Annotated in this window: 12 protein-coding genes; 3 read left to right on the forward strand and 9 right to left on the reverse strand. The window is 40.7% G+C overall.

Features of this window, described 5'->3' with window-relative positions:
* Window positions 1-42 precede the first annotated feature (42 nt).
* Window positions 43-771 (reverse strand): bifunctional protein-disulfide isomerase/oxidoreductase DsbC, encoded by a 729-nt coding sequence (gene dsbC, locus CIK86_RS10790; protein WP_086999378.1) that lies wholly within the window; start codon window positions 769-771, stop codon window positions 43-45.
* A gap of 62 nt (window positions 772-833) precedes the next feature.
* Complete coding sequence (gene xerD, locus CIK86_RS10795) at window positions 834-1,760, reverse strand: site-specific tyrosine recombinase XerD (protein WP_086999381.1); 927 nt, start codon at window positions 1,758-1,760, stop codon at window positions 834-836.
* 94 nt (window positions 1,761-1,854) lie between these two features.
* Here xerD and fldB point away from each other — a divergent pair, with 94 nt between their 5' ends.
* Window positions 1,855-2,376, forward strand: a complete 522-nt coding sequence (gene fldB, locus CIK86_RS10800) for a flavodoxin FldB (RefSeq protein WP_086999384.1) — start codon at window positions 1,855-1,857, stop codon at window positions 2,374-2,376.
* Window positions 2,377-2,646: 270 nt separating this feature from the next.
* Here the strand turns inward: fldB and CIK86_RS10805 are convergent, their stop codons facing one another.
* The 6 genes from CIK86_RS10805 to CIK86_RS10830 form a co-directional block, all read right to left on the reverse strand.
* On the reverse strand, window positions 2,647-3,684 hold the full coding sequence (locus CIK86_RS10805; RefSeq protein WP_096317089.1) for an IS110 family transposase: 1,038 nt from the start codon (window positions 3,682-3,684) through the stop codon (window positions 2,647-2,649).
* Window positions 3,685-4,076: 392 nt separating this feature from the next.
* Complete coding sequence (locus tag CIK86_RS10810; protein ID WP_086993855.1) at window positions 4,077-4,544, reverse strand: YHS domain-containing (seleno)protein; 468 nt, start codon at window positions 4,542-4,544, stop codon at window positions 4,077-4,079.
* Between the two features lie 137 nt (window positions 4,545-4,681).
* Window positions 4,682-5,128 carry a DUF2147 domain-containing protein gene (locus tag CIK86_RS10815; protein WP_086993858.1) on the reverse strand — a complete coding sequence of 149 codons (447 nt, stop codon included), beginning with the start codon at window positions 5,126-5,128 and terminating at the stop codon, window positions 4,682-4,684.
* Between the two features lie 144 nt (window positions 5,129-5,272).
* Window positions 5,273-7,282 (reverse strand): alpha-amylase family protein, encoded by a 2,010-nt coding sequence (locus tag CIK86_RS10820; RefSeq protein ID WP_086993863.1) that lies wholly within the window; start codon window positions 7,280-7,282, stop codon window positions 5,273-5,275.
* A 161-nt stretch (window positions 7,283-7,443) separates the two neighbouring features.
* A complete protein-coding gene (locus CIK86_RS10825; RefSeq protein WP_096317088.1) occupies window positions 7,444-8,205 on the reverse strand; it encodes an IS5 family transposase in 762 nt (253 codons plus the stop codon).
* A gap of 113 nt (window positions 8,206-8,318) precedes the next feature.
* The gene (locus CIK86_RS10830) at window positions 8,319-9,017 is read right to left on the reverse strand and encodes a methyltransferase (RefSeq protein ID WP_086996931.1); all 699 of its coding nucleotides are present in this window, start codon (window positions 9,015-9,017) and stop codon (window positions 8,319-8,321) included.
* A 75-nt stretch (window positions 9,018-9,092) separates the two neighbouring features.
* Between CIK86_RS10830 and srmB the strand changes: the two genes are divergently transcribed.
* Window positions 9,093-10,319 (forward strand): ATP-dependent RNA helicase SrmB, encoded by a 1,227-nt coding sequence (gene srmB, locus CIK86_RS10835; RefSeq protein ID WP_011327213.1) that lies wholly within the window; start codon window positions 9,093-9,095, stop codon window positions 10,317-10,319.
* 255 nt (window positions 10,320-10,574) lie between these two features.
* Window positions 10,575-10,895 carry a BON domain-containing protein gene (locus tag CIK86_RS10840; protein ID WP_011327212.1) on the forward strand — a complete coding sequence of 107 codons (321 nt, stop codon included), beginning with the start codon at window positions 10,575-10,577 and terminating at the stop codon, window positions 10,893-10,895.
* A gap of 139 nt (window positions 10,896-11,034) precedes the next feature.
* On the opposite strand, the gene CIK86_RS10845 is transcribed toward CIK86_RS10840, so the two are convergent.
* A complete protein-coding gene (locus CIK86_RS10845) occupies window positions 11,035-13,212 on the reverse strand; it encodes a YgiQ family radical SAM protein (RefSeq protein WP_011327211.1) in 2,178 nt (725 codons plus the stop codon).
* Between the last annotated feature and the right edge of the window lie 10 nt (window positions 13,213-13,222).

A 13,222-nucleotide genomic window follows, 5' to 3' on the forward strand; every position in this document is an offset into this window, starting at 1 on the left:
AGGCCTTTCGGCCTTTTTTTATGCGCACCGTAAATTTAATTACTATGGGGCTTTACTAGCGTTAAGCGCAGCGCTTAATGCGGCAGCTGGCTGATAACCTGGGATCATGGTGCCATCTTCTAAAATAATAGCAGGTGTACCGGTAACACCAAAGCTTTGACCTAGCTGATAATGCTCAGCAACTGGCGCACTACAACCTTTAACTGCTGTAGTATTTGAGCCACTTTTAGCTTCGGTTAGTGCTTCTTGTTGATCTTTAGCACACCATACGTTCATTAAGTCATTATAACCTGAACCTTGTAGGCCACCGCGCGGAAACGCTAAATACTTAACGGTAATACCCGCTTCAAGTAAATCATCTAGCTCACGGTGTAATTTACGACAATAACCACAGCTAATGTCGGTAAATACGGTAATGCTATGTTTTTCGTTAGGTGCTTTGTACACTATCATCGAATCTTCGTATTCTTTTAACCCAGATTGGCGCACGCCATTTAGTGCTTTTTCGGTTAAATTACTACGATTATTTAAGTCTATAAGTGTCCCTTGCATTAAAAACTGTCCGTCTGGGCTTGCATAAAGCACACCTTGATTAGTGATCAGTTCTTTTAAACCCGCTACTGGGCTTGGGTTTATTTGCTTAACGGTAACGCCAAGCGCGGCAAATTTAATAACAATAGGATCATTAGCGTTAGGGGCTACAGCCACATCATTCGCTACGGCACTTAAACTAGTGCATAACATGGCACCTGCTAACATTAATTTTTTCATAATTCTTCTCTATTTTTATAAATACATATCAATTGACCGGCTTAGTGATAATAAATTTCATATTAAGCACGTGGATGATGCTGCGCATGTACCGATTTTAATCGCTCATTTGCAACATGCGTATATATTTGGGTGGTTGATAAATCACTGTGTCCTAACATCATTTGAACCACACGTAAGTCTGCCCCATGATTTAATAAGTGGGTTGCAAATGCATGGCGCAATGTATGCGGTGACAATGACGACTCAATTGATGCCAAAATAGCATAGTGCTTCACTCTATGCCAAAAAGTTTGTCGGGTCATGCCAACCCCTCGCTTTGAGGGAAACACAAAGTCGGTGGCGTGTTTAATCATTTGCGCCCGTCCCACCTTTAAAAACTGCTCAAGCCAATACATGGCCTCTTCGCCCAGTGGCACTAAACGTTCTTTATTCCCCTTACCTTTTACAAACACTACAGCTTGGCGCAAATTAATTTGTTCAATCCGCAGCCCTACAAGCTCACTAACCCGCAAACCTGTTGCATATAGTAACTCAAGCATGGCTTTATCGCGCAGCCCCATTGGCTCATCGGTATTGGGAGCGCTCAGTAGCGCCTCTACTTCAGCCTCCGAAAGCGTTTTAGGCAAAGACTGTCCTGCTTTAGGTTGCGCAATATTGAGCATTGGCGAGTCGCTAATTAACTTTTCGCGCACAAAGTACTGATAAAAACGCTTAAGCGCACTAATACTACGCGCAGTACTACGCGGCTTTAAGCCTAGATCAACTCTATGGGCTAAATAGCTTTCAACGTCTAGGCCGGTTACAGTCATTAAATTTTTGCCTTTTAAAAACTGGCAAAACTTATCTAAATCGCTGCGATACGCCGATAGTGTATTTTCGCTTACGCCTTGTTCTAAGTACAGGCTATCTAAAAAGGTTTCTAGGTAGTCGCTATTACTGCTCATACTGCTGTTATTTTCAAAAGAATCATCAGATAGCGTTGTCACATTATGCTCTCATGCTTTGCTAAGGTATCAATTAAAAATACCTTACGGTAAACTTGAGCCTATCATATCAGGCAATTACACAGTGATAAATACGATGCAAATTGGTTTATTTTTTGGCTCTACTACGTGCTACACCGAAATGGCAGCAGAAAAGATTCGCGACATTATTGGTGCCGATATAGTTACCCTGCACAATATTAAAGACGAGCCACTAAAAAATGCAGAGCAGTACGACTTTATCATCTTTGGTATTTCAACCTGGGATTTTGGTGAAATACAAGAAGACTGGGAGTCAAAGTGGGACGACATAGCCGACGTAAACCTAAATGGTAAAACCATTGCTTTATTTGGCATGGGCGATCAACAAGGTTACGGGCAATGGTTTCAAGATGCCCTAGGCATGCTACACGATGAAATAAATACGCAAACATTTACTCAACTTGGTTTTTGGCCAAATGACAGTAGCTACGAGTTTGAAGCCTCAAAAGCATTAACCCCTGATGGTAAACATTTTGTTGGTCTTGCGCTCGACGAAGACAGCCAATACGAGCTAAGCGATGAGCGTATTGCAACATGGGTTGAACAGGTAATGACTGAATATAGCGAAACGCTTTAATTAATTAGCTAATAAGTAAAAAGCCCGCAACTAGTTTAGTTGCGGGCTTTTTAACTAGGGTCTTATATGGACTCCCTATTAATGTCAAAAATAAAATTGAAATAAATTAGATGCTAGCTTATATACGGGCTCAAATTGAGGAGCTACCCCTGGCCTCAAATGTATTCGCACCTTCATGACTTTTCTGTTGAGCAGTTTTTCAAACTTCAGACCCTAACAGTCTATTGAAGGTCGGTCTTACCTATTTCAATCGATCTTTCTGACAAGTTTTTAAGCCACAAGTAATTGTGGCTGATAATCTTTGTTATGCTTTTGCATTGCAAAAGCCGTTCTGATTGTTTTATTTGCTAACGCTATTGCGGCTACTTTTTTGCCTCGACGTACACTTAATTCTTTTAACCATATATCTTTTTGGCTACGAACTTCTCTTTTTTCTAGTTGTGAAACAACAGCTAATGCGCCTTTATACAAAGCACTACGCAGCTTCTTATTTCCTATTACTTTAGATATCGAGCCTATCTTTTGTTTTCCCCCGCTACTATGCTGTACTGGTGTTAGACCAAAGCAGGCCGCTGCTTCTCGACCATTTTTAAAATGGGTTGTATTACCTAGTGCTATTTTAATCAGTATTGCACAGACCGGTCCCACGCCTTCTAATGCTTGCAAGCGTATACAGGTTTGATCTTCTTTAATTACTTCATGCAATTGCTTTTCAATCAGCTTCACCTCTTCGACCGCCTCAGTAAAACGCTGATAAACTCGGTTAATTGTGAAGCGAAAAGCGCCTGTTAGGCTGTTTTCAGCATCTTCTAATATCTCAGGTATCGCTTGGGTCAACTTCGTATCCCCTTGAGCAATTGGGTAACCAAACTCTAACAATAAAGCTCTTAGTTGATTACCTAAGCTGACTTTTTGTTTGACTAATAAATCACGCATACATTCAATGCCTTGTAAGCATTGCTCTTGCACTGAAAGTAAACGACTTCCTTTTATATGAGGCTGTCTCGCTGCAACTGAAATAGCCAGCGCATCATTTGCATCGGTTTTCTGCCCTTGACGAAACGCTTTTACCTGTCGCGCGTTGATCGCTTTGATCTGGTGCCCTGCCTGTTTAGCAAATTGCGCCCAATAATGCGTACCACCACATGATTCCATAGCAACTAAAGATTGCTGTTCTTTAATTAATAACTCTTTAAGCTTGGCTCTGCTTATTGTTTTGTTATAAATAACTTTGCCATTGCTTTGCGTTTTGCAAACTTGAAATAAATTTTTTGCTAAATCAATCGCTATCACATTACAATTCAACATGTATGGGCTCCTTAGTAAAAGTTTGAACACTTATTACGTTACTTCTGATGGAAGTGGGAGTCCATACATCTGTTGATCTTTTAAGGTTAAATTTGCAGCAGTCTGTTTGGTATTTAGGCAAGACAGAGCCTATGCAGTGTGGTTATTCCCCATAAATAGGCGATAACGCAGCATAAATGCCAAACATGCACTGCCCTCTGGGTTCTTTCTAGGGGCGATCAACTCTTTGTTGCCTACATGGATGTAGGTAAGGGGCGCGAGCAGGACGCAGAAGCTTTGCTCGGTTTTTACTTAGCCCACTAGGTTACAAATCTCGCGCCGCGATTAAATAGCCCCTAGTTTGAACAAATTTTAATCCGCAAAGTTCAACAGACCCTAATAATATGAGTAATTTATTGAAACGTCATAACATTGGTCGTTTGTGGGTAATATCCATCAGCCATTACAATGTACGGCAATAAATTACTTAACCATTTTTGTTGTACGCTTTGGCTGTAATTTAAGTAAAGCTTACCTTCGTGAATATAAAATGCTTCTGGGTCAATCCCTACGGCATTCCCCTCATCAGCCATTGCATAAGCGCACCAGCCACCGTATTGCGGAGCATAACGCTTTGGGTTTTCTGCAAATGCCGTTTTGTTTTCTTCACTCGAAAAATGCCAGTCGGCACCTAAATAACTAAACGTATATTTGTCATTGCCTTTAATGGCTTTATTTTGGGTAAAATAAGCAACACTGTCGTACCCTTTAATAGCCGTGTTATTAAACCAACCCGTGTTTACAGCATCATCCTTTGCGTTTGCCGCACCGCTTATTAACAGTGTGCTAAGCATTATTAAAGCAACTATGTACTTAATCATATTTTACCCTTTTATTTACTCAAAGTTTTATGCCAATTAAATATGGCAGGCTTAGTGAGTAAGAAAGGCAAAGCGCAAAAATGATTTCAGTTAATGCTTAATTATTTAACGTTTAGTAATTAAGTAAGTAGTAAAACTTACTCAACTCTTAGCCAATATTGGTTTCGGTAAAAAAAGCCAATGTAACCGCGCACTTCGAGCTTTTTACCTTCATCTTGTGGGGTTAATTGTAAGGTGTAGGTTTTACCATTTGTTGGGTCGAGTATTTCACCGTCTCCCCAGATGCCATCATCTTGTGCTTTTACATCAGTGATTATAGTCATTCCTAAAATAGGCTGATTTTTTAGCTCATCATCACACTTACTGCATATATCATTTTGTTTTGCAGGGTTAAGAATTGTTTCAACTTTACCGCTTAAAGTACCGTTGGTTTGGGTAATACGTACATACGACTTAGCTTGGTTTGTATCCTCGTCAATCGTTTTCCAAAGCCCAACTGGGGTCATGGCTGCCAGTGCACTTTGGCTTGCCAAAACAACCGCAGAGAATGTACTTAGTAGTATTATTTTATTTAATTTTTTCATTGTGTTGTCTTAATTCAATGTAACTAATGAGTGAATCATAACAGGTGATTTATAAACACACTATTAAAGCGCCGTACCTAAAATAAAAAAACCTAAACTAATAATCATTAGTTCAGGTTTTCATATGAGCTTTTTTGTTTACTTTTAAAAACTACGAATTACTACACTTGAATTATTAAACTCAAATTTATTAACTTTTCCGCATTGCGCCATATGATTAGTGCTTGTATAAGGTGTATTGTTTTGAGCAATAGCAGTCTCCCATCCTTGGCCATTTTTAATGAATGCTTTTAGTTCAAACCATCCATTAACCGCTTTACTACAATCCATATCCACATCAAGCATCCAATAGTGTTCGCCCCATATATTTAATGGTGTTACACCAAAACCATCTGTGTTTAGCGTTTTTTCAGCGCCCCAACCTGCAGGCCAAACATTCGTTGTCCAGTCGGTGGCAGAACCTTCTGCTTCGCTACTTTGCCCATTTTCTATACCATACCAATCAAGGTAGTTATCATTTGCTTTCCAAGGGCCTGTTGTGATATTTTTTAAATTATTATGACGAATAGGCATTGCACACTCAAAATTACTTGTTTGGCAATTTCGACCAAGGTTTGCGTTTGCATAAGCGTGGTCAATTCCACCGCGCAAAAATATATCTTGTCCGCTTTGTGTTTGTGCATTAATAAAAATAACCGTTCGCTGCCAGTCACCTTCAGTGCTTGGCGCTGAACTTGTATTTAACTTGGCATTTTTATGAATTGCCATCGCATCCCAAGCGCCAATATTAAGATTAATAGTACCGTCGGAATTAACCGTTATAACCTCACCACTACAACTTTTAGCATCAGCTGACAACTCGCCTTTTAACACATTACAGTATTGCCCTGGCGCCATATCGGTTTGCACAGTTGCACTTAGTGTTGAGTCTTCTTTGTTAATAGCCATATGACCCGAGCTACCTCGGCCAAATGAAATTTGATTATTTGTGTTATCCCACCAGTTTGTTACTGCCCAATTGTCGGCGGTGTTATTTCTAAAATCGACCCCGCCTGCAATATATGACCAGCGATGTTCACACTTCCAATTACTAGCAAAACACTCTAAGTTACCATTATTATGTACAGGTACATTTGGCCCACCAGCATCTGTATCACCATGAAAATCATAACTCGACATTACTTTTGGATAACCGTACGGATAAGCCAGCATAAATACATTGGCTAAGTCATATAAGCGGCCATCTTCAAAGGTAATAACATTACCAGCGCCGCCATGCCCGCGCTGATTGTCGTGATTATCTACAAAGACTACCGCAGAAGAGCTTGGCATAAAGCCCCACCCTTCGCCAAAATTACTCAGCCATGCAAGCGAGCCGTTCCTAAAAGTGTTACCAAGCTCAGTGCTATATTTAAATTCAGTTACTAAACCGGTGCTTAAATATTCAGAGGCACCAACAGCCTCCCCACCTTGATCAATCACTTCTTGAAAAACCACTGGCGAGCCATTTACTTTAGCCATTAAACTTTGGATATCGCTTGCTGCAACATGTTTAGAAGCATCAAACCGAAAGCCTTTTACGCCAATAGCTTGCAAGTCGTTAATATATGCTGCAATGGTATTTTGCACATAGTTTGAAGCGGTATCTAAATCGGCAAGTCCAACGAGTTCACAATTTTGTACTCGGTAGCGATCGTTGCCATAGTCAGAGCTATTAATGGTACAACTTTCATGAAAATCTTGTGGGCTATAAATAGGAAAGCTTTTATTACCAAAGCTATTTCCCGCTGTGCCGGTGCCACTTCCTGCTGCCATATGATTAATAAGCGTATCAACGTAAATATCAACCCCAGCTGCACTACAGCGATTTACCATATCGATAAACTGCGCACGGTTTCCGCCACGACTTTGCAGTTCATAACTTACTGGCTGATAACGTGTCCACCATTGGCTTCCTGTAATGTGCTCATTAGGCGGCGAGACCTGTACTGCAGCGTAGCCTTTTGGTCCTAGGTATTGCTCACATTCTTGCGCTACATCTTGCCAATTCCATTCAAACAAATGCACAAATGTGGTGGGCGTAGCTGTGGCAATACTCGGTAAGAGCAACCCTAGGCTTAAACCTGCGGTGGTGATTATTTTATTGAGTTTCATAGTGTGTGATCCAACTGTTGAGCGAGCAAAACAACTACTCGATGTTATTTACAAGTGGTTAACACTAGATTGAGAATTGATTAAATAAAAACTGAATACGTATGCATAATAGGTAAATTATCCTTTATTACTAGGGGCTGTTGATCTTTGTAGTACATATATCAATCAGCCCACATTGGTAGCCACATCATAGTAAATGCTAAAGCGAGCATTGAATGATAATTTCGTTCAAGCTTTTCATACCGCGTGGCTATCCCTCTATATTGCTTAATACGGCCAAATGCATTCTCAACCAAGTGCCGATATTTGTACATGCACCAGTCAATATCTTCATTGCCTACTAAACTGTTGCCCTTACGTGGAATAACGGGTGTAGCGTTATTATCACGAACAAACGCTCTCAGTTTTTCACTGTCGTAGCCTTTATCTGCGACAACCATATTACTTGTTGGGCAATTAGCTACGAGTGACTCTGCATGGACGATATCATGCGTATTTCCACAGGATAATTCATAATAAACAGGCAACCCTCCGCTATCGACTGCAAGATGAATTTTCGTAGAATTTCCACCTCGGCTCTTTACAATTGATTCATTGTCAGCAGTTCTTGCACCGCAACTATGTTGATGAGCCCTGACAATACTGCCATCAATGAAGACCCAATCCATGTCCGCATCACGAGATAATGCGCGAAACAGTTCATTCAAAATCCCTTTTTTGGACCATAAATTAAACCGTCTGTAGATAGCACTCCAACGGCCAAAATCAGAAGGTAAATCTCGCCATGGAATACCTGTGCGCATCTTATACAGTATGCCTTCGAGCGTTTTTCTATGGTTGGGCTTATTATAAATTCGACCACTTAAGTACATTACTTTTGATAAGACATTCCATGTCCCGTCTGTTAACATTAATCTTGGCATGTAGGTTCGGTGTAAAGTTTTCTGGCGAATTCAATTATACCTTATCTTCATGCTGTTTGTTTTTCATACCACAAAGTTCAACACGCCCTAGATAACCTACATAACTTGGCAATTTACATCTTCAAATAAAATGCTTTGCATAGCGTAATATAATCTTCGCTATAGTTGTTTTCATTATCTTTTATACACAAAGCTGATTCCACAATGCTCTGGTTTATATAGCTAAAGGTCATTAGGTTTCGGCTAATCGCTTTATTTGGCGTCGCCTTTACTTGGCAATGAGTATTTAAATAAAGCCCATTTTGAGTAGCAAGTTCAATAAACACCGCAGCCTCTGTAGTGGGTAAAATTAAGCTAAAGGTTGAGCCTGCATGACTGAGCTTTTTAAAAGCACTAATTAGCTCAGCAAAACTTAAACCATCTGTATGGCGCGCAATATTACGCGCCTCATTATTACCTTTTAAACTGTGATTAAAATACGGCGGATTGGCTATCACTACATCAAACGGCTGCGCGCTGTTAAAAGTTTGAATGCTTTGCTGGTGCACCTCTATATTTGGCCACGGGCTAGCGGCAATATTTTGCAACGCTTGTTGGTAAGCATTTTTATCAACTTCTACCGCCGTTATAGTTAACTGGGGGCTGCGCTGTTTGCACATAAGCGCCAGCAATCCCGTGCCTGTACCTATATCGAGCAAGCTGTTGGCATTACTTAAATTAGCCCATGCTCCAAGCAAAATACCATCGGTTGATACCTTCATTGCACACTGTTCGTGCGCAACTTTAAATTGTTTAAATGCAAAACCAGACATTTTTTCACCTTTTCATTCACCAAGCAGGCGTAACCGAGTATAATTAGTGCCATTGTCCTTTATTTTTGACACTCTATGCAATTTTCTGAATTTGATCTTGATAACAAGCTACTCGACGCCATTAATAAAATGGGTTACGAAACGCCAACCAGCATTCAACAACAAGCTATTCCTGAAGCACTTCAGGGGCGTGACATTTTAGCATCTGCGCCTACAGGTACAGGTAAAACAGCCGCCTTTTTAATTCCGGCTATTCAATATTTATTGGATTTTCCGCGTCGTGATCCTGGTTTTGCGCGCGTATTAGTAATGACGCCAACTCGTGAGCTAGCTTATCAAATTCATGAACAATGCGAACTACTTGCTAAACGTACTAACCTTAAAATTGGGGTAGTAACAGGCGGTATTAACTATGGTACGCATAAAGAGATTTTTGAAAAAAATAATGACATTTTAATCGCCACCCCAGGGCGTTTAATGGAATATTTAGAAACCGAAAACTTTCATGCTGAACACGTAGAAATGCTTATTATTGATGAAGCCGACCGCATGCTAGACATGGGCTTTAAAAAAGAAATGAGCCGTATTTGTGACGAAGCTAAAAATCGTCGTCAGTGCTTTTTATTCTCAGCAACCCTTGAAGGCGACAGTGTTGAAAGGTTTGCTGAAACAACGCTAAACGATCCAGCATTGCTTGAAGCCGAATCGTCACGCAAAGAAAAGGCTAAAATTCACCAGTGGGTACATTTAGCCGACGACTATCATCATAAACTTGAGCTGTTAGTTAATACCCTTAATGGCCCAGACGTAACTAAAGCCATAGTGTTTGTTAAAACCCGTGAGCGTCTTGAAACGCTAATTGGTGAACTAACAACTAACGACGTTAAAGCAGCCTGGTTACGCGGCGAAATGCCGCAAGACAAACGCATGAAAGCGATGGAAAACTTCCATAGCGGCAAAACCCGTATATTAGTTGCTACCGATGTAGCGGCGCGCGGTATCGACGTGGCTGATATTAGCCATGTAATAAACTTTGACCTACCACGCACAGCCGATATATACGTACACCGTATTGGCCGTACGGGCCGCGCTGGTAAAAAAGGCATCGCTATTTCACTGGTTGAAGCGCACGATATTGGCATTCTTTATAAAATAGAGCGCTATATTGAGCAAAAACTTAAACGCCGTGTTATTAAAGGATTAGAGCCAAAGCATAAAGAAGCTAAGCCGCCGGCTAAAAAGCGTAAAGATCCGGTTAAAATGAAAGCGAAGAAAAAAGCTAAGGTAAAAAAGAAAAAGTAACTTAAGCGCATACTGTAAGTAGTATTATGTTAGCCGACAAAAATGTCGGCTTTTTAATGCCTGCTCCCCCCATAACTGCATGGTTTAGGGCTATGTAATCTCTACTTAGTTTTATGTAACTATTGCCCACCTGAATTCCCACTTAATAAAATAGCCTTTATTTTCAGTACATTAAATATGGAACGATAATTGTAACTACTATGGTAACTCCGCCTAATTTGGCTACCCGATTAATTGCAATGTAAGGATATGATTATGAGCCGTTTAAAATTAACTATCGCTTTAGTATCATTTTGTTGTTTGTTTTTATTAGCATGCGCTACAAAAGTGAGTGCTACAACAAATATGGTTGTCGTTAGCAGCCTAGCAACCCAACCTAACTTACAGCAATCGATTACCCACACTTTGCGTACCAACCCTAATTTAGCGCTAAGCGATATTCGCGTACAAGTTAAAAATGGCGAAGTAGATTTATACGGTAAAGCGCAAACAGGTTTTGAGCGTGCGTTGGCACAAAAGTTTTTAGAAAATATGGATGGCGTAAAAATCATTCGTAACAAAATTGATATTATTTAAGTTTTACTTAAATAACTTACATAAAAAATGCCGCTTATTGCAAAATAAGCGGCATTTTTTTCAGTACTCATATATTCAGTAATCAAGCCCAAGCTTAGTAATAAGCCAAACAGGGTAACTACTTTTTAAACTATGAGCTCTATTTAGCTCTTTGGCGATTACTCGCTACCTTTGGTTTTGTATTGGCCTTATGAAATTGGCTAAAACCAGTATGGCGCGTTAATGCTGGGCGCCCACCTCGACTACTTCCTTTTGCAGCTCTTTCGTCGCGCCCTTCTTCTGGCACTAAGCAATTTGGCGCTTTACCTATTAGGTTAGCTTTACCCATTTTGCGCAGTGCTTCGCGGATCATTGGCCAGCCCGCAGGATCGTGATAGCGTAAAATTGCTTTATGTAAACGACGCTGGCGCGCACCTTTCGGCACAGGTACTACTTCGGTATTATTTTTAATATTACGCAGTGAGTTCATCTCGGTATGATAAATAGTGGTCGCATTTGCCATTGGAGATGGGTAAAAATTTTGTACCTGATCAAGTTTAAAGTCGTTCGACTTAAGCCACAAAGCCATGTTTACCATGTCTTCGTCTTTAGTACCTGGATGCGCCGAAATAAAGTATGGGATTAAATACTGTTTTTTACCCGCTTCTTTTGAGTACTTATCAAATAACGCTTTAAACTGATCGTACGCTCCCATACCTGGCTTCATCATTTTTGATAATGGTCCATCTTCGGTATGCTCTGGCGCTATTTTTAAATATCCACCTACATGGTGAGTAACTAATTCTTTAACGTAACGTGGATCTTGCACGGCTAAATCGTAGCGTACACCCGAGGCGATTAATATTTTTTTAATGCCTTTAACTTCACGGGCTTTTTTATACAGCTCAATTGTTGGCGTATGATCGGTATCCATATGCTTACATATTTCAGGGTATACACACGATAAACGTCGACAGGTACTTTCTGCTTTTTTGCTAGTACAACCCAATTTATACATGTTGGCTGTTGGGCCACCTAAGTCAGAAATAACCCCGGTAAACCCGGGTACTTTATCTCTAATTTGCTCAATTTCTTCAATTATTGATTCTTGCGAACGGCTTTGAATAATCCGCCCTTCATGTTCGGTAATCGAACAGAAACTGCAACCACCAAAACAGCCTCGCATAATATTAACTGACGTTTTAATCATGTCGTAGGCAGGTATTTTTGCATCCCCGTAGCTAGGATGAGGAATACGTTGATACGGCAAACCAAATACAGCGTCCATTTCATGTGTTTCTAGTGGATATGCTGGGGGATTAACCCAAATAGAACGATCGCCGTGGCGCTGAAAAATAGCACGAGCACAACCTGGGTTAGTTTCTTGGTGCACAATACGAGAAGCATGTGCATACAATGGCTTATTCACACTTACTTGCTCAAACGCAGGTAATTTAACGTAGGTTTTTTCCCATGGCTTAGGGCGCGCTGGCTGAATAGTAATAACCTTGGCGGCTTCGGCTTTTAAGTCTATACCTGCTTGTTTAAATTCTGATTTGCTACAGCCAACATCATCTGCGCCATACGGGTTTGGAATTGGATCAATTTTACCTATTTTATCAATAGCGGTAGAGTCACTGCCACGCCAGCCTGGTAACGGCTCTTTACGAATAACCGCAGTCCCTCGTACATCTTGAATGGTATCGGTACTTTCGCCCGCTGCAATACGATGAGCAACCTCAACCAGTGGGCGCTCCGCATTACCATATATTAAAATATCGGCTTTAGCGTCAAACAAAACACTACGACGCACTTTTTCTTGCCAATAATCGTAATGAGCAACACGGCGTAAACTTGCTTCAATACCACCTAAAATAAGTGGTACATCTTTATACGCTTCGCGGCAACGTTGTGAGTAAATGATTACCGCACGATCAGGGCGTTTACCACCAATGTTGTCTGGCGTGTAGGCATCATCATGGCGCATGCGTTTTTCAGCAGTATAACGGTTAATCATCGAGTCCATGTTGCCAGCGGTTACACCAAAAAATAAATTGGGTTTACCCAGCGCCATAAACGCTTCTTTAGAGTCCCATTCTGGCTGGGCAATAATACCCACTCTAAAACCTTGCGCCTCAAGTACTCGGCCAATTACTGCCATCCCAAAACTAGGATGATCTACATAAGCATCGCCACTAATAATAATTATATCGCAGCTATCCCAGCCAAGTGCATCCATTTCTTCGCGTGTAGTAGGTAAAAATGGTGCTGTGCCATAACACTCTGCCCAATACTTTGGGTATGAGAATAAGGCGCGCTTAGCTTTAAGTGTGCTCATAAAGTTGACC

This window comes from Pseudoalteromonas sp. JB197 (assembly GCF_002332205.1).
GTDB classification, from domain to species: domain Bacteria; phylum Pseudomonadota; class Gammaproteobacteria; order Enterobacterales; family Alteromonadaceae; genus Pseudoalteromonas; species Pseudoalteromonas nigrifaciens.

Bases quoted from the DNA above. Each gene is read 5' to 3' on its own strand.
- dsbC (WP_086999378.1), bottom strand. From the start codon at position 771: ATGAAAAAATTAATGTTAGCAGGTGCCATGTTATGCACTAGTTTAAGT.
- fldB (WP_086999384.1), top strand. From the start codon at position 1,855: ATGCAAATTGGTTTATTTTTTGGCTCTACTACGTGCTACACCGAAATG.
- CIK86_RS10805 (WP_096317089.1), bottom strand. From the start codon at position 3,684: ATGTTGAATTGTAATGTGATAGCGATTGATTTAGCAAAAAATTTATTT.
- CIK86_RS10810 (WP_086993855.1), bottom strand. From the start codon at position 4,544: ATGATTAAGTACATAGTTGCTTTAATAATGCTTAGCACACTGTTAATA.
- CIK86_RS10815 (WP_086993858.1), bottom strand. From the start codon at position 5,128: ATGAAAAAATTAAATAAAATAATACTACTAAGTACATTCTCTGCGGTT.
- CIK86_RS10820 (WP_086993863.1), bottom strand. From the start codon at position 7,282: ATGAAACTCAATAAAATAATCACCACCGCAGGTTTAAGCCTAGGGTTG.
- CIK86_RS10825 (WP_096317088.1), bottom strand. From the start codon at position 8,205: ATGCCAAGATTAATGTTAACAGACGGGACATGGAATGTCTTATCAAAA.
- CIK86_RS10830 (WP_086996931.1), bottom strand. From the start codon at position 9,017: ATGTCTGGTTTTGCATTTAAACAATTTAAAGTTGCGCACGAACAGTGT.
- srmB (WP_011327213.1), top strand. From the start codon at position 9,093: ATGCAATTTTCTGAATTTGATCTTGATAACAAGCTACTCGACGCCATT.
- CIK86_RS10840 (WP_011327212.1), top strand. From the start codon at position 10,575: ATGAGCCGTTTAAAATTAACTATCGCTTTAGTATCATTTTGTTGTTTG.
- CIK86_RS10845 (WP_011327211.1), bottom strand. From the start codon at position 13,212: ATGAGCACACTTAAAGCTAAGCGCGCCTTATTCTCATACCCAAAGTAT.